Annotated in this window: 20 protein-coding genes; 9 read left to right on the forward strand and 11 right to left on the reverse strand. The window is 73.8% G+C overall.

What is annotated here, in order from left to right:
* Nucleotides 1-165: 165 nt before the first annotated feature.
* Together ACFV2S_RS21670 and ACFV2S_RS21675 are read right to left on the reverse strand one after the other, a co-directional pair.
* A complete protein-coding gene (locus ACFV2S_RS21670; protein ID WP_385561455.1) occupies nucleotides 166-615 on the reverse strand; it encodes a hypothetical protein in 450 nt (149 codons plus the stop codon).
* A 106-nt stretch (nucleotides 616-721) separates the two neighbouring features.
* Nucleotides 722-1,561 (reverse strand): helix-turn-helix domain-containing protein, encoded by an 840-nt coding sequence (locus ACFV2S_RS21675; RefSeq protein ID WP_385561458.1) that lies wholly within the window; start codon nucleotides 1,559-1,561, stop codon nucleotides 722-724.
* A gap of 235 nt (nucleotides 1,562-1,796) precedes the next feature.
* On the opposite strand from ACFV2S_RS21675, the gene ACFV2S_RS21680 reads away from it, so the two are divergent.
* Nucleotides 1,797-2,342, forward strand: a complete 546-nt coding sequence (locus ACFV2S_RS21680) for a hypothetical protein (protein ID WP_385561461.1) — start codon at nucleotides 1,797-1,799, stop codon at nucleotides 2,340-2,342.
* 80 nt (nucleotides 2,343-2,422) lie between these two features.
* Here ACFV2S_RS21680 and ACFV2S_RS21685 read toward each other — a convergent pair whose 3' ends face one another.
* The 3 genes from ACFV2S_RS21685 to ACFV2S_RS21695 all read right to left on the reverse strand — a co-directional run bounded on the left by ACFV2S_RS21685 (nucleotide 2,423) and on the right by ACFV2S_RS21695 (nucleotide 5,587).
* Nucleotides 2,423-3,433, reverse strand: a complete 1,011-nt coding sequence (locus tag ACFV2S_RS21685) for an LLM class F420-dependent oxidoreductase (RefSeq protein ID WP_383791558.1) — start codon at nucleotides 3,431-3,433, stop codon at nucleotides 2,423-2,425.
* A gap of 270 nt (nucleotides 3,434-3,703) precedes the next feature.
* Nucleotides 3,704-4,561, reverse strand: a complete 858-nt coding sequence (locus ACFV2S_RS21690) for a hypothetical protein (protein WP_385561464.1) — start codon at nucleotides 4,559-4,561, stop codon at nucleotides 3,704-3,706.
* A 120-nt stretch (nucleotides 4,562-4,681) separates the two neighbouring features.
* Entirely contained in the window at nucleotides 4,682-5,587 is a 906-nt protein-coding gene (locus ACFV2S_RS21695) for an N-acetylmuramoyl-L-alanine amidase (protein ID WP_385561467.1), read from the reverse strand.
* A 425-nt stretch (nucleotides 5,588-6,012) separates the two neighbouring features.
* On the opposite strand from ACFV2S_RS21695, the gene ACFV2S_RS21700 reads away from it, so the two are divergent.
* A complete protein-coding gene (locus ACFV2S_RS21700) occupies nucleotides 6,013-7,764 on the forward strand; it encodes a hypothetical protein (RefSeq protein WP_385561470.1) in 1,752 nt (583 codons plus the stop codon).
* A 2-nt stretch (nucleotides 7,765-7,766) separates the two neighbouring features.
* On the opposite strand, the gene ACFV2S_RS21705 is transcribed toward ACFV2S_RS21700, so the two are convergent.
* Both ACFV2S_RS21705 and ACFV2S_RS21710 read right to left on the reverse strand, forming a co-directional pair.
* Nucleotides 7,767-8,396 (reverse strand): class I SAM-dependent methyltransferase, encoded by a 630-nt coding sequence (locus ACFV2S_RS21705; RefSeq protein WP_385561473.1) that lies wholly within the window; start codon nucleotides 8,394-8,396, stop codon nucleotides 7,767-7,769.
* Between the two features lie 46 nt (nucleotides 8,397-8,442).
* A complete protein-coding gene (locus ACFV2S_RS21710; protein WP_385561476.1) occupies nucleotides 8,443-8,850 on the reverse strand; it encodes an ATP-binding protein in 408 nt (135 codons plus the stop codon).
* 84 nt (nucleotides 8,851-8,934) lie between these two features.
* On the opposite strand from ACFV2S_RS21710, the gene ACFV2S_RS21715 reads away from it, so the two are divergent.
* From ACFV2S_RS21715 to ACFV2S_RS21725, 3 genes are read left to right on the forward strand one after another with little or no spacing between them, the layout of a single operon-like run.
* Nucleotides 8,935-9,774 (forward strand): helix-turn-helix domain-containing protein, encoded by an 840-nt coding sequence (locus ACFV2S_RS21715; protein ID WP_385561479.1) that lies wholly within the window; start codon nucleotides 8,935-8,937, stop codon nucleotides 9,772-9,774.
* A complete protein-coding gene (locus ACFV2S_RS21720) occupies nucleotides 9,743-10,015 on the forward strand; it encodes a DUF397 domain-containing protein (protein ID WP_385561481.1) in 273 nt (90 codons plus the stop codon). The genes ACFV2S_RS21715 and ACFV2S_RS21720 overlap by 32 nt, the downstream gene beginning before the upstream one ends.
* Before the next feature lie 21 nt (nucleotides 10,016-10,036).
* Nucleotides 10,037-10,450, forward strand: a complete 414-nt coding sequence (locus ACFV2S_RS21725) for a hypothetical protein (protein ID WP_385561484.1) — start codon at nucleotides 10,037-10,039, stop codon at nucleotides 10,448-10,450.
* Between the two features lie 4 nt (nucleotides 10,451-10,454).
* Here ACFV2S_RS21725 and ACFV2S_RS21730 read toward each other — a convergent pair whose 3' ends face one another.
* Entirely contained in the window at nucleotides 10,455-10,859 is a 405-nt protein-coding gene (locus ACFV2S_RS21730) for a DUF4259 domain-containing protein (protein WP_385561487.1), read from the reverse strand.
* Between the two features lie 62 nt (nucleotides 10,860-10,921).
* The gene (locus ACFV2S_RS21735; protein WP_385561490.1) at nucleotides 10,922-11,506 is read right to left on the reverse strand and encodes a hypothetical protein; all 585 of its coding nucleotides are present in this window, start codon (nucleotides 11,504-11,506) and stop codon (nucleotides 10,922-10,924) included.
* A 183-nt stretch (nucleotides 11,507-11,689) separates the two neighbouring features.
* Between ACFV2S_RS21735 and ACFV2S_RS21740 the strand changes: the two genes are divergently transcribed.
* The 4 genes from ACFV2S_RS21740 to ACFV2S_RS21755 all read left to right on the forward strand — a co-directional run bounded on the left by ACFV2S_RS21740 (nucleotide 11,690) and on the right by ACFV2S_RS21755 (nucleotide 17,028).
* Nucleotides 11,690-11,983: a putative quinol monooxygenase gene (locus tag ACFV2S_RS21740; RefSeq protein ID WP_385561493.1), complete on the forward strand. Its 294-nt coding sequence runs from the start codon at nucleotides 11,690-11,692 to the stop codon at nucleotides 11,981-11,983.
* 110 nt (nucleotides 11,984-12,093) lie between these two features.
* A complete protein-coding gene (locus ACFV2S_RS21745) occupies nucleotides 12,094-14,286 on the forward strand; it encodes an acyl-CoA dehydrogenase (protein WP_385561496.1) in 2,193 nt (730 codons plus the stop codon).
* 11 nt (nucleotides 14,287-14,297) lie between these two features.
* A complete protein-coding gene (locus tag ACFV2S_RS21750) occupies nucleotides 14,298-15,494 on the forward strand; it encodes a lipid-transfer protein (RefSeq protein ID WP_385561499.1) in 1,197 nt (398 codons plus the stop codon).
* Between the two features lie 106 nt (nucleotides 15,495-15,600).
* Nucleotides 15,601-17,028 carry an MFS transporter gene (locus ACFV2S_RS21755; RefSeq protein WP_385561502.1) on the forward strand — a complete coding sequence of 476 codons (1,428 nt, stop codon included), beginning with the start codon at nucleotides 15,601-15,603 and terminating at the stop codon, nucleotides 17,026-17,028.
* On the opposite strand, the gene ACFV2S_RS21760 is transcribed toward ACFV2S_RS21755, so the two are convergent.
* Together ACFV2S_RS21760 and ACFV2S_RS21765 are read right to left on the reverse strand one after the other, a co-directional pair.
* Entirely contained in the window at nucleotides 17,025-17,630 is a 606-nt protein-coding gene (locus tag ACFV2S_RS21760; RefSeq protein WP_383795926.1) for a response regulator, read from the reverse strand. The genes ACFV2S_RS21755 and ACFV2S_RS21760 overlap by 4 nt on opposite strands.
* Complete coding sequence (locus ACFV2S_RS21765) at nucleotides 17,627-18,778, reverse strand: sensor histidine kinase (protein ID WP_385561505.1); 1,152 nt, start codon at nucleotides 18,776-18,778, stop codon at nucleotides 17,627-17,629. Before ACFV2S_RS21765 ends, ACFV2S_RS21760 begins: the two co-directional genes overlap by 4 nt.
* Nucleotides 18,779-18,786 lie beyond the last annotated feature (8 nt).

Raw genomic sequence — 18,786 nt, forward strand, 5'->3', positions numbered from 1 at the left:
GGGGCGCCCCCCCCCCCCGGCCGGGGGGTGCGCGCTATCGGGGCGGGGGGGGGGGGGGGGGCCCGGGGGGGGGGGGGGGGGGTTTTTGGGGGGGGGGGGGGGGGGGGGGGGCCGGCGCACCCCCGTGGCACCGGCCCCCGTTCACGCGCGGAGCGCGTGGTTCACTCAGAAGCAGTGGATCGTCGTCGACGGACGCAGCAGCAGGGAGCTGGCCGCGTCGCGCTGCCAGTCGGCGAGGCCGCTCATGAAGACCTCGCTGCCCGGGTTCACGCAGAACAGCAGGCCGCCGCCGTAGTTGATGTCCCGGTAGTAGTGGCTCTCGTAGCCGCCGGTGCTGGAGTTGCTCGCGGAGGAGACGTTGTCGTTGACGACCGCGCCGGTGCCGGACGCCGGGCTGTTGTCGTTGAAGTAGTCGTTGGTGAAGTTGGCGTCGCTGTTGTAGAAGTCGTGCGAGCCGCTGTCGCCCAGGTTGCCCCAGTAGGCGCAGTGGTATCCGGCGCCGCACATGTAGCCCGCGGAGGCCGTGGTGGCGGTGACGACACCGCCGCCGACGAGCAGCGCGGTGGTGGCGGCGACGACCGCGGCCTTCTTGCGGAGCCCCGTGAGCACGCTCATGTTTCGTTCCCTCTGTTGTCGGCGATGCGTGCGCGACCGCACGCGGGCGCAAGACTTCCGTGCGGAGCCCGGTCCCGTATTGGAGAAAATCGCCACGTCCGCCGGGTCATCCCGCGATCCAGGCGCTGGACGTCCCCCGCTCCGCGAGGAACCGGCCCGGCGGCAGCCCGGTCATCGCCTTGAACTCCAGGCCGAGGTGGGCCTGGTCGTAGTAGCCGCACCGGGCGGCCGTGTCGGCGGGCCCGCCGCCCGCGGAGAGCAGCCGGATCGCGCGGTTCAGGCGCAGGATCCGGGCGAGCCGCTTCGGGCTGAGGCCGATCTGCTCCCGGAAGCGGCGCTCCAGGTGCCGCAGGCTGGTGCCGGTGGCCGCCGCGACCTCGCGGATCTGCAGGGAACCGGCGGACCGCTCCAGGAGCCGCCACGCCTCCAGGACCGCCGGCGCGGGTCCCGCGTCCCCCGGCCCTTCGCCGTCCGCGGCCCACCGCAGCAGCGTCTCGTCGAGCAGCGCGAAGCGCTCGGCCCAGCCCGGGGCGTCCGCCAGGGCCTCGCCCAGGCTGCGGACGCGGTCGCCCAGCACCTCGGCCGGGTCGGCGAGGACGTCGGTGAGCTCCGTCAGCGGCGTGCCCCCGAGGAACCGGCTCGCCGCCCAGGGCGCGAGGGCGAGCTCCACGCCCTGCACGTCGCCGCCGTGCCCGAGGACCCGCGCCCTGGTGTGCAGCCCCGACACCAGGGAGGTGTGCCGGCCCGCCCCGCGCACCCGCAGTTCGCCGCCGAAGCCGATGAGCAGGGACACCCGTCCGCTCGGCACCACCAGCCGCTCCTGCGCCACTCCCGCCGTCGAGCGGAACCCCCGGTACGTCCCGATGCCCTGCCCCAGACGGGCGTCCGGCTTCCCGTAGTACCACTGGCACCGGCCGCCCCCCGTACACACGCGGCGTCTCACCATCGACTCCTCGACCTCCCGCGCCCGGATCCGTCCCGGGCCGGAGATCCACTGTCCGCAGGGCGGGGAGAAGGGGCCAGGGGTGACGGCGTCCCAGGGATATGGAGGGACGTCCCTCGGCCCTGACCTGCACGGATGCCCTGCGGGAGGGATGCCGGAACCCGGACGGAGCCACCCCGGTGGCGGGCCCGGCGGCCCCGGGTGAGGCTGGCGCCACAGCCATCAGGGAGGTCTCGTCTTGCCCAGAACCGTTTCGCGCGGAGTCGTGGCGCTGCTGCTGTCCTGCGCGCTGCTCCTGACCACCGCCGCCTGCAACGACGACGACAAGACGAGCGCGAGCTCCTCCTCGACCCCGACGGCCTCCGCGAGCTTCGAGCAGCAGAAGCTGGCGAAGACGCGGTTCGTGGCCAATGCGGGTCTCGCCGCGGGCGCCACCTACCAGTGGATCGTGAAGCCGTACCGCGAGGGCAAGTTCAAGAAGGGCGCGGACGGCCGGACCTTCGCCCTGGTGAAGGCGGGCCTCGCGGGCGCCTTCACGTACAACCGGCTCAAGGCGGCGGTGAACAACGCCAAGGGCGACCCGCTGCTGTCGAAGGCGGTCGCGCCGCTCACCGCCGGGATCGAGTCGCTCAAGGACCTGGGGACGAAGCTCCGCAAGGGCGAGGTCGGCGACGCGGACGTCGGCGCCTTCGAGAGCGTCATCAACAGCATCAAGGACGCGGGCAAGAGCGCCGGCGCCGAGGTCAAGGACCAGATCCCCAGCACCTTGCAACTGGGCGGCTAGGCCGTTTCTCTCGGATCGGGCCGGATCAGGGAGCGTGCGGGCCGGGCGTCGCGAGCCCGGCAGGATCAGAAAGATCCGGCCTAGGCGTTCAGCTCCGCGAGGACGCGGAGCGTGGCGGGGTCCGGTGCCGTGACCAGGAGGTCCGTCACCGGGCCCCGCCGCCATGCCGCGAGGCGTTCGGCGATCCGCTCCCGGGGGCCGACGAGCGAGATCTCGTCCGCGAAGGCGTCCGGTACGGCGAGCACCGCCTCCTCCCGGCGGCCCGCCGCGAACAGCTCCTGGATGCGCCGGGCCTCCTTCTCGTACCCCATGCGCGCCATCAGGTCGGCGTGGAAGTTCCGGGCCGCGTGCCCCATGCCGCCGATGTAGAAGCCGAGCATCGCCTTGACCGGCAGCAGCCCGGCCGTCACGTCCTCGCAGAGCTGCGCCCGCACCATGGGGGCGACGAGGAAGCCCTCGGGGAGGGTGTCCGGGAGGGCGTAGACCTCGGCCCAGCGGTCGGGGGTCCAGTAGAGGGGGAGCCAGCCGTCGGCGATGGCGAGGGTCTGCGCGATGTTCTTCGGGCCCTCGGCGCCGAGCAGGACGGGGACGTCGGCCCGCAGCGGGTGCGTGATCGGCTTGAGGGCCTTGCCGAGCCCGGTGCCGTCCGGGCCGGTGTACGGGTGGGAGTGGTGGCGTCCGTCGAGCCGGACGGGGGCCTCGCGGCGCAGGACCTGGCGGATGACGTCCACGTACTCGCGGGTCGCGGTCAGCGGGGAGCGGGGGAAGGGGCGGCCGTACCAGCCCTCGACGACCTGCGGTCCTGACAGGCCGAGACCGAGCATCATCCGCCCGCCGGAGAGGTGGTCGAGGGTGAGCGCGTGCATCGCGGTGGTGGTGGGGGCGCGGGCGGCCATCTGCGCGACGGCGGTGCCCAGCCTGATGCGGCTGGTGTGGGCGGCGATCCAGGTCAGCGCGGTGAAGGCGTCGGAGCCCCAGGCCTCGGCGGTCCACACGGAGTCGTAGCCGAGCCGCTCGGCCTCGCGGGCGAGGTCGAGGTGGGCGGGGGAGGGGCCGCGGCCCCAGTAGCCGAGGGCGAGGCCGAGTCGCATGCCCCACATCCTTTCTGACGCTCCGTCAGTTCTGATGCGGGGACTGTACGGCAACGGCCCCCCCCCCCCCACGTTATTCGAGGGGGGGGGCGGGAGGGGTGGGGGGGGGGGAAGACCCCGGGGGGGGCCCGGGGTTGCGGGGGCGGCCCCGGCGCCCCCCCCCACCAAACGACTCCCCCACCCTGTCTTTTGTGGCGGGTCTATGCGCCCCCCCCCCCCCCCCGCCGGGTGGGGGGGGGGGGGGGGGGGCCGTCGGGGTGGAGCGGGGGATCAGCCGCGCTGGATGCCCGTGGTGTCCTGGAGGACGCCGCGGCGGCCGTCCTGCGTCTGGGCCACCAGGCCCGGACCGCGCTGCTCGACGGCCAGGTACCAGGTACCCGGGGCCAGTTCGGCGATCGGCGCCTGCGAGCCGTCCTCGGCGTACAGCGGACGCGCGACCGGGACCGCGAACCAGAACGGGGAGAAGTCCCCGGCCGGCTGCGGCGCCGGAGCCGCGGCCTGCGGCTCGGGCTGGTGCGGGGCGTGCGGCTGCGGGGCGGCGGCCTGCGCGCCGAACGGCTGGCCGGCACCCTGCGACGGGTCCTGCGGTCCGCCGTACGGCGGCTGCTGCGCGCCCGGGTAGCCGTAGCCGCCGGGGACGCCCGGCTGACCGGGCTGACCCGGCTGCATGCCGTACGGCTGCGGGGCCTGCGGCCGGGGCGCGCCGACGAGCGGGGCCTTGAGGGCCGGGACCAGCGGACCGGCGACGGCGGCACCGGCCAGGACCAGGGCGGCGATGAGGCCGAGGATCAGGCCCGCGCCGGCGTTGTCCGCCTCGAAGATCCACATGAGCAGGGTCCAGGCGGACGCGACGGTGAACGAGGTGCCGACCTGGCCGAGCTCCAGGCCCGCGACCTTGCGGGGCTCCGGCAGGGCGCGGGAGGCGACGACGAGGGCGGCGCCGGCGATGCCGAGGAAGAAGGTGCCCCAGCCGAGGTACGAGAACTCCCACGAGTTCGGGGTGTCGATCTTGTCGCAGATGGCGGCACCGGCGTCACAGCCGGCGATGCCGAGGAACGAGGCGATGAACAGCACCACCGCTGCACCGATCAGCACGCCATCGCCTCGGGTGAGGGAGCGGATATTCACGTAAGAGTCCTTCGTCGGGTCGTCGGTCGTCGCGTCGTGCGGCGCTCAGGTCGTGGCGCTCTGGTTCATGGCACGGGGGTGGGGACCCATCGTACGGAGCGAATCTATCGCCCGCCGGTCCTACCCCCCGAGGTAGGTGGTGATGCCGTCGGCCAGCCCCTGGGCGGCCTTCTGCCGCCACGTCGACGACGTGAGCAGCTGTGCGTCCTTCGGATCACGCATATTGCCGCATTCGACGAAGACCTTGGGCACGGTCGACAGATTGAGGCCGCCGAGATCGTTCCGTACGTCCAACCCCGTACCGGAACCGATGTAGTTGGAGGGCGATGTTCCGGTGGCGCGCGCGAAGCGGTCCCGGATCCGCTCGCCCAGGGCGCGGGAGGGGGCGACGATCCTCGACGTGTCGGCGGAGCCCGCCCGCACCTTCGCGGGGAGGATCACGTGGAAGCCCCGGTTGCCGACGGCCGAGCCGTCCGCGTGGACGGAGACGACGGCGTCGGCGCGGGCGGCGTTGCCGATCCGGGCCCGCTCGTCGATGCAGGGGCCCCAGGGGCGGTCGCCGTCGTGGGTGAGGACCACCTTGGCGCCGCGGGCCTCCAGGAGGTCCCGCAGCCGGTGGGAGACGTCGGAGGTGAAGGAGGCCTCGGTGTAGCCCGCGTTGGTGGACGTGCCCGTGGTGTCGCACTCCTTGCGGGTCGTCCCGATGTTCACCTTCTTGTTGATTTCGGTGGAATGGCGGAAATTGCCGGAGTTGTGACCGGGGTCGATCACGACGGTCTTCCCGGCGAGCGAGCGGCCCGCCCGCGGCGCGACCGGCGAGGGAGTGGGCCGGGGCGCGGGGGAGGCGGCGAACGGCGGCCGGGACTGCGTCCCGCTCTCGCTCCCGGCGGCCAGGGAGTCGGCGGCCTTCGCGTGCGGCGACGAGGCCTGTGAGGTCGCGCACCCCGCGAGCACGGCGCAGCAGCCCGTGGCGGCGAGCGCGAGGGCGAGGGCACGGCGGGCGCTGTTCCGGTGGTCGTACGGCACCCCGCGACTTTAGGCCCTGCGGGGGGTGCGGCGCCGCAGGGATACGTCGCAGGTTGGTCACCGCCTTCACAGAACGGTGGACGCGTGTGAGCGAAGCGTGAAGGGTAGAGGGAAAGGGCGACGGTGGGGTGTCACCGCGCATGGACCCACGAGGGGGAACCGTGGTGGGGGAAGAACCGAACGACGCACGTCCCGAGCCGGCCGACAGACCTCCGGGCGGCAACGGCTTAGACCCGAGGAATCAGGCGGCCGCCGAGCCGCCCTCCGCAGGACCGCAGGGCGCGACCGAGCCGCCCTGGGCGGCCCCGGCGCCGCCCGCCGCCGCACCGGGCGCGAGCCCGCCCACGCTCGCCTTCGGCCCGCCGCCCGCCGCGGGGGCCGGGGCCTCACCGCCTCCGGCGGCCCCACCCGTCCCGCCGGCCTCCGTGGCCCCGCCGCCTCCCGCCGCTCCGGCCGCGTCCGGCGCGGGAGCCGAAGGCGCCCCGGCCGGCGCCGGGCACGCGGGCGGAGTTCCGGCCGGAGCCGCGGCCGGGCCCGCGGCCCAGGCCGGCTGGGCCGGGTCCGGGACCGCACCGCCGCCGCCCGGCTCCCCGCCCGGCTTCGGACCGCCGCCGGGGTACGGCCCGCCCGGCGGATACGGACCGCCGCCCGGTCACGGCCCGCAGCCGCCCGCGCAGCCGCCCGGCGACGCGAACCCGGCCCAGGCCGCCGCGATCGCCCTGCTCAACCTCTCGGGCCTCGGCCTCGGCTACGTCCTCCTGCGGAACTGGATCGGCGCCGCCGTCTGCTGGCTCGCCACCGCCGCCCTGCTCGTCGCCGCGCTCCCCGCCGACGTCGACGGCGTGCCCCTCGGCCTCCTCGTCGGCTACGGCGTCGTCCTGCTCGCCGCCGCCGCCGACGGCGCCCGGCGCGGACTGCGCGCCACCCTCCGGATCGGCGCCTCCGTCCGGCGCCTGGCACTGCCGCTCGCCCTCGTGCTGCTCGCCGTGCCCGCCGGAGGCTCCCTCGCGTACGGCTCCGCCCGCGACGAGGCGAAGGAGCAGGCGCTCCTCGAACAGCTCGCGGCGGCGGACAAGCTCGTGAAGTCCGCCGACGGCCTCGCCTTCGCCAAGGCCGAGCCGATCTACCGCCAGGCGCTCTCCGGCTACGAGGACCTCGGCACCCGGTACGGCGGCTCGCGGGCCGGGAAGCTCGTCCCCGACCGCCTCGACGCCTACTACAAGACGGTCTCCGCCCCGTACGGGGAGAAGAAGTACTGCGAGGCCATCGCGCCGCTCAAGCACCTGCGGGAGCTCCCGGCCACCGTGGACAAGGGGCTCCTCGGCTCCCGGCCCGCCAAGACCGACGAACCGCTCGCCGAGTCGCTCTACCAGTGCGGCACCGCGGCGCTCGGCGTCCAGACCGCGGACCCGACGGCCAGCGAGAGTCTCAACGCCCTCTACGACACCTTCCCGAAGGCGGAGCAGACGGCCCGCGTCGAACCGGCCGTCCGGGAGGTGATCAAGACCCGGACGACCGTGCTGAGCGGCGCCGATCCCTGCCCCGCCACCACGCAGCTGCGCGCGCTGGACTCCTCCCTCGGCAACATGAAGGACCCGTCCCTCGCAGGCGCCGCGAAGGAGGCGAAGGAAGCGGTCCAGAAGGGCGACTTCGCCTGCGGCGCCGACGAGTTCAAGGACAAGGAGTTCAGCCTCGCCGCCTCGACCATGACCGACTACGCCAAGGCGTACCCGGACAGCCCGCAGGCCGCCCACGCCCGCTCCATCGCCATCGCCGCCGAGATCGCCGAGGAGGAGCCCGCGGCAGGCAAGAGCCTACCCCCGGCGGACGTCCCCGACGGCGCCCGGATGGTCATGGTGATCAGCAACGACGGCCCCGGCGAGGTCGAGGTGCTCTACACCGGCCCGATGACCGGCAGGGTCACCCTCAAGGCGTGCGGGACCTGCAAGAAGTACCAGACCCCGCTGCTCCTCAACTCCCCGAAGATCAAGGCCTGCACGGGGCCGTCCTCGAAGTACCCGAAGGCGACCCTCCTGCTGCCCGCCGGTGACTACCACTTCCTCCAGAAGCGCGCGGCCACCGGCACCTCGACCGCCGGGGACACCAAGTCCAGCAAGACCAAGATCGAACCCGGCTACAGCTACACCAACTGCCTGTACGTGACCTCGCTCTACTGAGGTCAGCGGCGGCGCAGGACCCGCAGCGAGTCGGTGACCGAGACCTCCTCGAAGTCACCCGACTCCAGAGCCCGCAGATAGATGCGGTACGGGGCCTGCCCGCCGTCCTCCGGGTCCGGGAACACGTCGTGGATCACCAGCAGGCCCCCGGGGGCGACCTTGGGGGCCCAGCCCTCGTAGTCGTTCGTCGCGTGCTCGTCGGTGTGCCCGCCGTCCACGAACACCAGCCCCAGCTGCCCGCCCCAGGCCTTCGCGACCAGCGGGGAACGCCCGACGACCGCGATCACGTGCTCCTCCAGACCCGCCTTGTGGAGCGTCCGGCGGAACGTCGGCAGGGTGTCCATCAGCCCCACCTCCGGATCCACCACGGTCTCGTCGTGGTACTCCCAGCCCGGCTGCTGCTCCTCGCTGCCCCGGTGGTGGTCCACGGTCACCGCGACCGTCCCCGCCTGCCGGGCCACGTCCGCCAGCAGGATCGTCGACCGGCCGCAGTACGTCCCGACCTCGAGCAGCGGCAGCCCCAGCTTCGCCGCCTCGGCGGCCGCCGCGTACAGCGCCAGGCCCTCCCCGACGGGCATGAAGCCCTTGGCGGCCTCGAAGGCGGCGAGGATCTCGGGCGAGGGCTCGGACATGGTCACTCCTACTGGCGGGTACGCGTCTACGGGCGCCCATGCTGCCCTATGCGTCGCACGCGAACCACACTGTCTTCCCGTCGGGCCTCTCCTGCACCCCCCACCGGTCCGTCACCGCCTCCACCAGCATCAGCCCCCGGCCGTGCTCCTCCAGCGGACCGGCGGCCTTCGCGACCAGCGGCCCGGGGGCGCCGTCCGACACCTCGACCCGGAGCCCCTCCGGCTCCCGCAGCATCAGCACGTGGCACCGCCGGCCGGGCACGTGCCGGACGACGTTGGCGACGAGCTCGGTGAGCGCGAGGCCCGCCGGGTCGGCGAGACGGTCGAGCCCCCACCGTGTGAGGAACATGCGCAGGATGCGGCGCATGTGCCCGGCGGAGTGCTCACCGACGGTGAACCCCATGCGGTAGCTGTGGGTAACGTCCGCAGGGTAGAGGTCAGTTGCGTCATTCATGCCACCAGGCTGGAGCCTCTTCGTTACGCTCGGCTACGGACTGAACGCAACGCCTCACCGCGTGAGCTTGGGGGTGACCTCGCCGTGGTCAACATCCGCAACCTGGATCCGAGCGCCTCGCCGCTGGACTACTTCGGTTCGGAACTCCGCCGCCTGAGGGAGGAGGCCGGCCTCAACCAGCCGCAGCTGGGCAGGATCCTCTACTGCACGGGTTCGCTGATCGGCCAGATCGAGACGGCGAAGAAGGTCCCGACGCGGGAGTTCTCGGAGCGGCTGGACGCGGCGCTGATGACGAGCGGCTCGTTCTCCCGGCTGGTGGGCCTGGTCCTGCGCAGCCAGCTGCCGACGTGGTTCCAGGCGTACGCGGAGATGGAGGCGCGGGCGACGTACCTCTCGACGTTCCAGGCGCAGCTGGTCTACGGGCTGCTGCAGACGGAGGAGTACGCGCGGGCGGTGCTGGGCGTCGAGAACCCGGACCGGCTCGACGAGATGGTGGCGGCCCGAATGGACCGCCAGCGGATCCTGGGACGGGACCATCCGCCGGTGTTGTGTGTGGTGTTGGACGAGGGTGTGCTGCACCGGCAGATCGGCGGTGCCGAGGTCATGCGAAACCAACTGGCCCACCTGTTGGGGTTCCGCGACCACCCGTGGGTGCAGGTGCAGATGCTGCCGTTCGCGGTGGGCCAGCACCCGGGACTCCTGGGCTCGTTCAACCTCCTCCGCTTCGACGAGGACCCCGACCTCTTCTACACCGAGAGCTATGACTCGGGCCGTATGACGGCCCATTCTCAAGTGATCAGAGAGCGGTCCGTCAGCTACGCTCGATTGCAGGCCTCGGCCCTCTCCCGGGAGGAGTCGGCCGCACTGATCGAACGCGTGATGAGGGAGCGGTATGGACACGAGCCAGGACCTGCGGTGGCGTAAGTCGTCCTACAGCGGCCCCAACGGCGGCGACTGCGTCGAGTGCGCTCCTCTCGGGTCCGCCGCCTGGCGTAAGTCCTCGTACAGCGGCGACACAGGCGGCGAGTGCATCGAGATCGCCGACCTCGCCGCCCACGTCGCCGTCCGGGACTCCAAGCGGCCCGACGGGCCCGTCTTCCTCGCCGGGCCCGCCGCCTTCACGACGTTCGTGAGCGCCGCCGCTCAGGGGCTCATCGGGCGCTGACCGGTGGCGACCCTCATAGGCATGGTGATCCTCGCCGTCGTCCTGCCGACGTGGGCGGGGATCACGTACGTGGGGCTGCGCAGGGCCCGGCGTGAGAACGCCGGGCTGCCCCCGGCGCCCCGCCCTCGCCGCCGTACGCCCGCGAAGAAGGCCGCCTGGGTCGCCGCGCTCGCCTTCGTCGCGGGCGGGGTGCTGCACCTGTACGGGCTCTCGTACATGCCCTTCCTCCAGCCGGAGGACTCGTGCTGGTTCAACGCCGGGTACATGCACGTGCCGGACTCCAGCAGCGCGCTGCCCGTGAGCCTGGTGTGCGCGGGCGAGGAGGTCGTCCCGTGGTGGGTCAACCCGGGACTGCTCCTCTTCGCCCTGACCGCCGGCTCCGCGACGGTGACGAGCACGGTGCTCGCCGTGCGGCGCCGGATCGCGCGCCGCTGACGCGTCAGGCCCCCGTGAGGACCGTCCTCAGCTTCCGTACGCCCGCCTTCCACTCCTCGCCGTCCGACTCCTCCCAGAGCTCCAGGAGTTCGGAGGGCTCGACCAGGATCCGGTCCAGGGCCTCGACCGCCGCCGGGCGGAGGTCCGCCGGGAGGGCGGGCAGGGGCTTCTTCGGGCCGTACGAGGTGGTGACCGGCTCGCCGCCCGGGCACTGCGCCGCGACCAGGGCCGCCGAGGCGATCGCCTCCACGGCGAAGTCCGCGTCGAGGTACTCCTCGCCCGTGCCCGTCACCTCGCGGAAGGCGGCGAGCAGGACGTCCGCGCGCTTCTCCTCCGGGGTCTCGTCCACCCGGTACGAGAAGTCCGCTGCGGTGTCGTTGTCGAAGGGGCCGATGTCCCAGGTGCCCATGGCGTGCTCGCTCTCCCGTGTCGCTTCAGGTCTCCGGGAATCGTGGCAGGCACCACTGACAATCAGTCGTCCGCGATCCCGAGGTCGGTCCGCATGGCCCCCTTCAGCTTCCCCAGGTAGGGCCAGACCTGCGCGTGGAGCGCCGGTCCCAGGGCCGCCAGTTCGGCCGCGTACGCCTCCGGATCCGCCGCGTACTTCCTGAGCATTCCGTACGCCTCGTTCAGGTGGTCCTTCGCGTCGCTGGACGCACGCGCCACCGCGTTCGGGAGGATCATCTGGGCCTCCGCGTAGCTGTCGCGGTAGGCCGCCCTGCACTCCTCCAGGCGTCCCAGCGACGCGGTGGCGTCCTCGCCGCGCCGCAGCGCGTGGATGTGGTTGGTCATCGACGTCACGTACTGCCGTGCGGCGGTGTTCAGCGTGATGTAGCAGGCGCGCCGGCGCTCCAGGCTCTCGCTCGCCCGCTGCCGCTCCAGCTCCGCCTCCCGCAGCCGCTCGGCGTGGTCGCGTTCCTCGCGCCGCTGCTCGGCGGCGGCCTGGAGCTCCATGCGCTTGGTGCGGTCGGCGCGGTTCTGGGTGAGAAGCGCCGCCCCCAGTGTTCCGGCCACGCCGACCACGGCGATCAGCAGTGCCGTCAGACTTGCGCCCACGGTGTCCCCCTCACGTGGTCCGTTCCCCGCGACGATGCTGCCACAGGGCGCCGCGTCGGGTGCGACGGGGCGAACCGGACGGTGGGGAAGACGGTGAAATACGCCTGGACGTCCGCGTGTTGTGGGGTGCGGCGCGCCACCGGAGATCCGCGCGCCGCAAGTGCGCGTCGAATGGAGAGCATCATGCCCAAGGTCACCGCCGTCGCCCTGCTCAAGGCCGCCCCCGGCGCCGAGGGCAAGGTCCGTGCGCAGGCCCTGTCCCTGGTCGCGCCGTCGCGGGCCGAGCCGGGCAACATCAGCTACCAGGCGTACGTCCATCCCGAGGACCCGAGTGCGTGGCTGGTGTTCGAGGAGTGGGAGGACCGGGCCGCCTTCGAGGCGCATCTGTCGAGCCCGCATCTGACCGAGGCGCTCGCGGCGGGTCCTGGGCTGCTGGTCGGTCCGCCGGCCGAGCACGTCTTCACCGCGGCGGAGTGACCGGCACCCCGGCCTCCGCCTGAGCCGCCGCCTTCCCCGCGTCGTGCGGGTCCTCCCCAATCCCGTTTCTGACCTTCCGTCAGAATGAAACGTGTTCTAGTCTGCGGCCCATGGGCATCGCCATCACGCACGAACAGCGGGAGCTCGCCCGATCCGTCCGGGGCTGGCTCACCCGCGCCGTACCCCCCGAGGAAGTCCGCAAGCACCTGGACGTCCCCGACACCGCCACCGGCCGCCCCGCCCACTGGGACGCCGCCGCCGAACAGGGCCTCCTCGGGCTGCACCTCCCCGAGGAGCACGGCGGCGGGGGCGGCGGCCTCGGGGACCTCGCCGTCGTCGTGGAGGAGGCCGCCCGCGCCCTGCTGCCCGGGCCCTACCTGCCCTCCGTCCTCGCCGCCGAGATCCTCCACCGGTGCGCGCACCACGCGGCGGCGGCCGCGCTGGCGCGCGGAGAGCGGATCGGCGCCGTCGCCCTCGGCGGCACCGGCACCCTCACCGCCGTCCGCACCGCGAGCGGCTGGCTCCTCGACGGCACCGCGCCCCCCGTCCTCGGCGGCGCCCAGGCCGACCTGGTGCTCCTGCGGGCCGCCACCGCCGACGGCTCGGTCTGGCTCGCCGCCGACACCGGGAGCCTCGCCGTCCGGCCCCACGAGAGCGCCGACCCGACCCGGCCCACCGCCGAGATCACCGCCCGCGCCGCCCACGTACCGGCGGACCGCGAACTCACCCTCGGCGCACACCCCGACGGGACCGCGACCGCCGTCACCGCCCTCGTCCAGGACCGCGCCGCCGTCCTCTTCGCCGCCGACGCCTGCGGCACCGCCGCCCGCGCCGTCGACACCGCCGCCGAACACGCCCGCACCCGGGAGCAGTTCGGCCGCCCCATCGGACAGTTCCAGGGCGTCAAGCACCTCTGCGCCGACATGCTCGTCCGGCTCGAACAGGCCCGCGCCCTCACCTGGGACGCCGCCCGCGCCGGCCACGACGAGGCTCGTTCCCTCACCGCCGCGCTCGCCGCCGCCACCGCCCTCGACGCCGCGTACAGCTGCGCCAAGGACTGCATCCAGATCCTCGGCGGCACCGGCTTCACCTGGGAGCACGACGCCCACCTGCTGCTCCGCCGCGCCCTCGTCGCCCGCCAGCTCCTCGGCACCGGCGACCAGCACCGGCTCGCCGCCCTGCGGCACGCCGCCGCCGGCGTCCGCCGAGGCCTGCGGCTCGACCTGCCGCCCGAGGCCGACGCGTACCGCCGCGCGGCCCGCGAGGCCGTCGCCCCCGCCGCCGGGCTCGACCCGGCCGCCGCCCGGCGCGCCCTCGCCCCCACCGGCTACGCGGCCCCGCACCTCCCGGAGCCGTACGGACTCGGCGCGGGCCCGCTCCAGCAGCTCGCCGTCCAGCGGGAGCTGGACGAGGCCGGGATCACCGTCGCCGGGCTCGGCATCGCCACCTGGGTCGTCCCCTCGCTCCTCGCCCACGGCACCCCCGAGCAGCAGGCCGAGCACCTCGGCCCGACCCTGCGCGGCGAACGCCTCTGGTGCCAGCTCTTCTCCGAGCCCGGGGCGGGCTCCGACCTCGCCTCGCTGCGCACCCGCGCCGAACGCACCGAGGACGGCCGCTGGCGGATCAACGGGCAGAAGGTGTGGACGAGCGCCGCCCAGTGGGCCCACCACGGCATCCTGCTCGCCCGCACCGACCCCACCGCCCCCAAGCACCAGGGGCTCACCTACTTCCTCGTCGACATGCGCGACACCCCCGGCATCGACATCCGGCCGCTGAAGGAGATCACCGGGGACTCCCTCTTCAACGAGGTCTGGTTCGACGACGCCCTCCTCCCCGCCGACGCCGTCGTCGGCGAGGTGAACGACGGCTGGCGGGTCGCCCGCAACACCCTCGGCAACGAGCGCGTCCACATGGCCGACCAGGTCGCCTTCGACACCGGCCTCGAAGCCGTCATCGCCCAGGCGGACCAGGCCGACAGCTCCGTACGCGTACGGATCGGGGCGCTGCTCGCCGAGGCCCACGCGCTCGCGTGCATCGGCCTGCGCACCACCCTGCTCCAGGTGTCCGGCCTCGAACCCGGCGCGGGCGCCAGCGTCCGCAAACTCGTCCAGACGCTCCACCAGCAGAAGCTCGCCGAGCTCACCCTCGAACTGCGCGGCCCCGAGGGTGCCGTGCGCGAGGGCCCCGGCGAACGGGCCGTCCACGGCCTGCTCATGTCCCGCTGCCTCACCATCGCGGGCGGCACCACCCAGGTACAGCTCAATGTCGTCGCCGAGCGCCTGCTCGGCCTGCCGAGGGACTGAGGGGAAACGCGATGACCACCAAGGCGTACGTCGTCGGCGTCGGGATGACCAGGTTCGAGAAGCCGGAGACCCGGGACTGGCAGTACTGGGACATGGCGAAGGAGGCGGGCACCGCCGCCCTCGCCGACGCCGGCGTCCCCTACGCGCGCGTGGAGCAGGCCGCCGTCGGCTACTGCTTCCAGGCCTCCACCGCGGGCCAGCGCGCCGTCTACGAGCTCGGACTCACCGGCATCCCCGTCTACAACCTCAACAACAACTGCGCGACCGGCTCCACCGCCCTCATGACCGCCCGGCAGTTCGTCGAGGGCGGCGTCGCCGACTGCGTCCTCGCCCTCGGCTTCGAGAAGATGGCCCGGGGCGCGCTCGGCGGAGGGGCGGGAGCCGGAGACTTCAAGACCTCGCCCGTCGCCCGGCACTACGGCATCATGGCCGCCGCCCACGGCTTCGAGATGTCACCGCCCACCGCCCAGATCTTCGGGAACGCCGCCCGGGAGCACATGGAGCGGTACGGGACGACCGAGGTGCAGCTCGCCGCCGTCGGCGCCAAGAACCACCAGCACTCGGCGAACAACCCGAACGCCCAGTTCCAGGACGTCTACACGGTCGACGAGATCCTCGCCGCGAAGACCGTCCACCGGCCGCTCACCAAACTCCAGTGCTCGCCCACCTCCGACGGCGCCGCCGCGGCCGTCGTCGTCTCCGAACGCTTCGTCGACGAACACGGACTGCGGGGGAGGGCCGTGGAGATCGCCGGGCAGGCGATGACCACCGACACCGAGGACTCCTTCGCCTCCGGCTCCTGCATCGACGCCGTCGGCCGCCCCATGTCCCGGGCCGCGGCCCGCCTCGCGTACGAGCGCTCCGGCCTCGGCATCGAGGACGTCGACGTCGTCGAGCTCCACGACTGCTTCTCCGTCAACGAACTGCTCACCTACGAGGCGCTCGGCATGTGCGAGGAGGGCGCCTCCGGCAAACTCGTCCAGTCCGGCGCCACCACGTACGGCGGGCGCTGGGTCGTGAACCCCTCCGGCGGCCTCATCTCCAAGGGCCACCCGCTCGGCGCGACCGGCCTCGCCCAGGCCGCCGAACTCGTCTGGCAGCTGCGGGGCGAGGCCGGACCCCGGCAGGTGGCGGGGGCCCGGGTCGGCCTCGCCCACAACATCGGCCTGGGCGGCGCGGCGGTGGTGACCCTGCTGCGGAAGGGGTAGCGGGGGCGCCCCTCCGGACGGCGGTGCGGGCGGGCGGGGCTGCTCCGGAAGGCCTAGGACGGAATCCCCATGTACGGGGCGGACCCGGTCTGCGACCATCACACCCATGCCGCAGACCGACTCCGCCACCACCGCCGCGCCCGCCGCCACCCGACCTTCCCCCCGTCCCTGGACGGTCGTCCTGACCGCCTGCGCGGGGCAGTTCCTCGTCGTCCTCGACGTCTCCGTCGTGAACGTGGCCCTGCCGTCGATGCGGGCCGACCTCGGGCTCTCGGCGGCCGGACTGCAGTGGGTGATCAGCGCCTACGCGATCGCGTTCGCCGGGTTCATGCTGCTCGGCGGGCGGGCCGCCGACCTCTACGGGCGCAAGGCGATGTTCCTGCTCGGGCTCGGGCTCTTCACCGCCGCCTCCGTCGCGGGCGGACTCGCCCAGGAGGGCTGGCAGCTCGTGGCGGGCCGCGCGGTCCAGGGACTCGGCGCGGCCTTCCTCTCCCCGGCCACGCTCACCCTGGTCACCGGAGCCGTCGCGGCCGGAGCGGCCAGGACCCGGGCGATCGCCACCTGGACGGCGGTCGGCGCGGCCGGCGGCGCCGCGGGCGGCTTCGTCGGCGGGCTCCTCGTCGACCTGCTCTCCTGGCGCTGGGTCCTCCTCGTCAACGTGCCCATCGGCGTCCTCGTCCTGGTGGGCGCGATGCTGTGGCTGCGTGAGAGCCGCACCGCAGGCGGCCGCCGCCTCGACCTGCCGGGCGCCGTCCTCGTCACGGCGGGCCTCGCCACCCTCGCGTACGGCATCGTGCAGACCGAGGAGGCCGGCTGGGGCGACCCGGCGACCCTCCTGACGCTCCTCGGCGGCCTGGCCCTGCTCGGGGTCTTCGTGACCGTCGAGGCCCGCACGGCGGCCCCGCTGATGCCGCTCAAACTGTTCCGCACGCGCGCCGTGTCGGCGGCCAACGTCGGGATCCTGCTGTGCGGTTCGAGCTCCTTCGGCATGTGGTTCTTCATGACGACGTACGCGCAGAACGTCCTCGGCCACACCCCGCTCCAGGCCGGGCTCGCGCTCGTCCCCAGCTCCCTCAGCGTCATCCTGGGCTCCAAGCTGGCCCCGCGCCTGATGCCGGCGGTCGGCGCCCGGAACCTCGCGGCGGCCGGCGCGCTCATCGGGGCCGCCGGATTCGCCTGGCAGTCCACGATGACGGCCGACGGCAGCTTCCTGACGACGATCCTCGGCCCCGGGATCCTGATGATGGGCGGCATCGGCCTGGCCACCACCCCACTGGCCACCCTCGCCACCTCCAGCGCCGCCCCGGGCGACGCGGGCCTCGTCTCCGGCCTCGTCAACACCTCGCGCACCATGGGAGGCGCCCTCGGCCTCGCGACCCTCACCACGCTCGCGACCGCCGTCACCGGCCCCACCGCGACCCCGGCCGCCCTCACCTCGGGCTACGCCGCGGCCTTCCGCGTCTCGACGGCCATCCTGGTCGGCGCGGCGGTGCTGATGCTGGTGTGGCTGCCGAAGCGGTCCACCACCGTCTAGAGCCACCCCTGCCGCCGAGCCGCCCGTACCGCCTCCATCCTGTTCCGCGTGCCCGTCTTGCCGATCGCGGACGACAGGTAGTTGCGGACCGTCGACTCCGACAGGTGCAGGGCGGCGGCGATGTCCGCGATCGTCGCGCCGTCCACCGAGGCCGTCAGGGCGTCCCGTTCGCGGCCCGTCAGGGGGTTCGGGCCCGCGCTCAGGGCCGCGGCCGCGAGGGCCGGGTCGATGACCGTCTCGCCCCGCAGCACCTGCCGGACCGCCTCGGCCAGGTCCTCCACGGGGCCGTCCTTCACGAGGAAGCCCGCCGCGCCCGCCTCCATCGCGCGGCGCAGGTACCCGGGCCGGCCGAAGGTCGTGAGGATCAGCACCCGGCACTCCGGCACCTCGTCCCGCAGGGCCGCCGCCGCGTCCAGGCCCGAGCACCCCGGCAGCTCGATGTCGAGGAGGGCCACGTCGGGGCGGGCGAGCAGGGCCGCGTCGACGATCTCGTCGCCGCGGCCGACCTGGGCGACCACCTCGATGTCGTGCTCCATCCCGAGCAGCAGGGCCAGTGCCCCGCGCATCATGCCCTGGTCCTCGGCGAGCAGCAGTCTGATCATCGAGCGGGATCCCCCTCGGGCGGTACGGAGGCCTCCACGGGGAGTTCCGCGGTGACCCGGAACCCGCCCCGCGGAGCCGGTCCCGAGTCAAGAGTGCCGCCTGCCGCGGCGACCCGCTCGCGCAGGCCGCGCAGGCCGCTGCCCGGCGTGCCGTCCGCCGGGCCGCGGCCGTCGTCCGTGACGGTGAGCCGGACCCGGTCGGCCGAGCCGGAGAGGGCGATCTCGCAGCGGGACGCGCCGCTGTGCCGTACCGCGTTGGTCGCCGACTCCCGCACCACCCAGCTCAGGAGGGCCTCCGTCTGGGGTGCCAGGAGCGGGCCCGAGCGGCGCACGACCGGTTCGATCCCGGCGGTGGAGAGCGCGTCGCGCGCCCGGTCCAGCTCGGTGGCGAGGCTGCCCTCGCGGTAGCCGGTCACCGCCTCCCGGATCTCGGTCAGCGCCTGACGGCCCACCGACTCGATGTCCGCGACCTGCGCGAGCGCCGCGTCCAGGTCGCGCGGGGCGAGCCGCCGCACGACCTCCGACTTCACGACGATCACCGACAGGGTGTGGCCGAGCAGGTCGTGCAGGTCCCGCGAGAACCGCAGCCGCTCCTTCTCGACCGCCGCCCTGGCCAGCTCCTCCCGGGTCTCCCGCAGCTCCCGGACCGTCTCGTCGAGCGCGAGGATCGCCGCCGTCACCATGATCGAGATGAACGTGCCGTACACGATCCCGATGGAGCCCCAGCCGTCCCGCCAGAAGGTCACCGCCCCGACCGCGACGACCAGCGGGAAGGCGATCAGGGGGAGGAGCCGGCCGCGGCGGACCACCGCGCCGACCCCCAGGCCCAGGAGCGGGAAGAGCAGCAGCCACTCCCGGCCGTACCCGATGGCCAGGCCGAAAGTGAGCAGCCCGAGGGTGACCAGCAGTCCCCAGGTGAGGGGTGATTCCCGGCGGCTCCGGTCGAAGGCGCGGAACACGATCGCGATGTACACCGTGTTGAAGGCGAGCAGACCCGCCGCGCCGATCCACGGGTTGGGCGCCTGGCCGCCGAGGAGGTGGGAGAGGGCGCCGAGGCCCATCAGGAGCCAGGGGAGCAGGCTCAGTCCGCTGGGCCCCCGGTCCGCGCGCTTCCGTGCCCGCTCTCCGCACCGCTGCCGGATTCTCATGCCCCGCT

The organism is Streptomyces sp. NPDC059695 (genome assembly GCF_042733785.1).
Classification (GTDB): domain Bacteria; phylum Actinomycetota; class Actinomycetes; order Streptomycetales; family Streptomycetaceae; genus Streptomyces.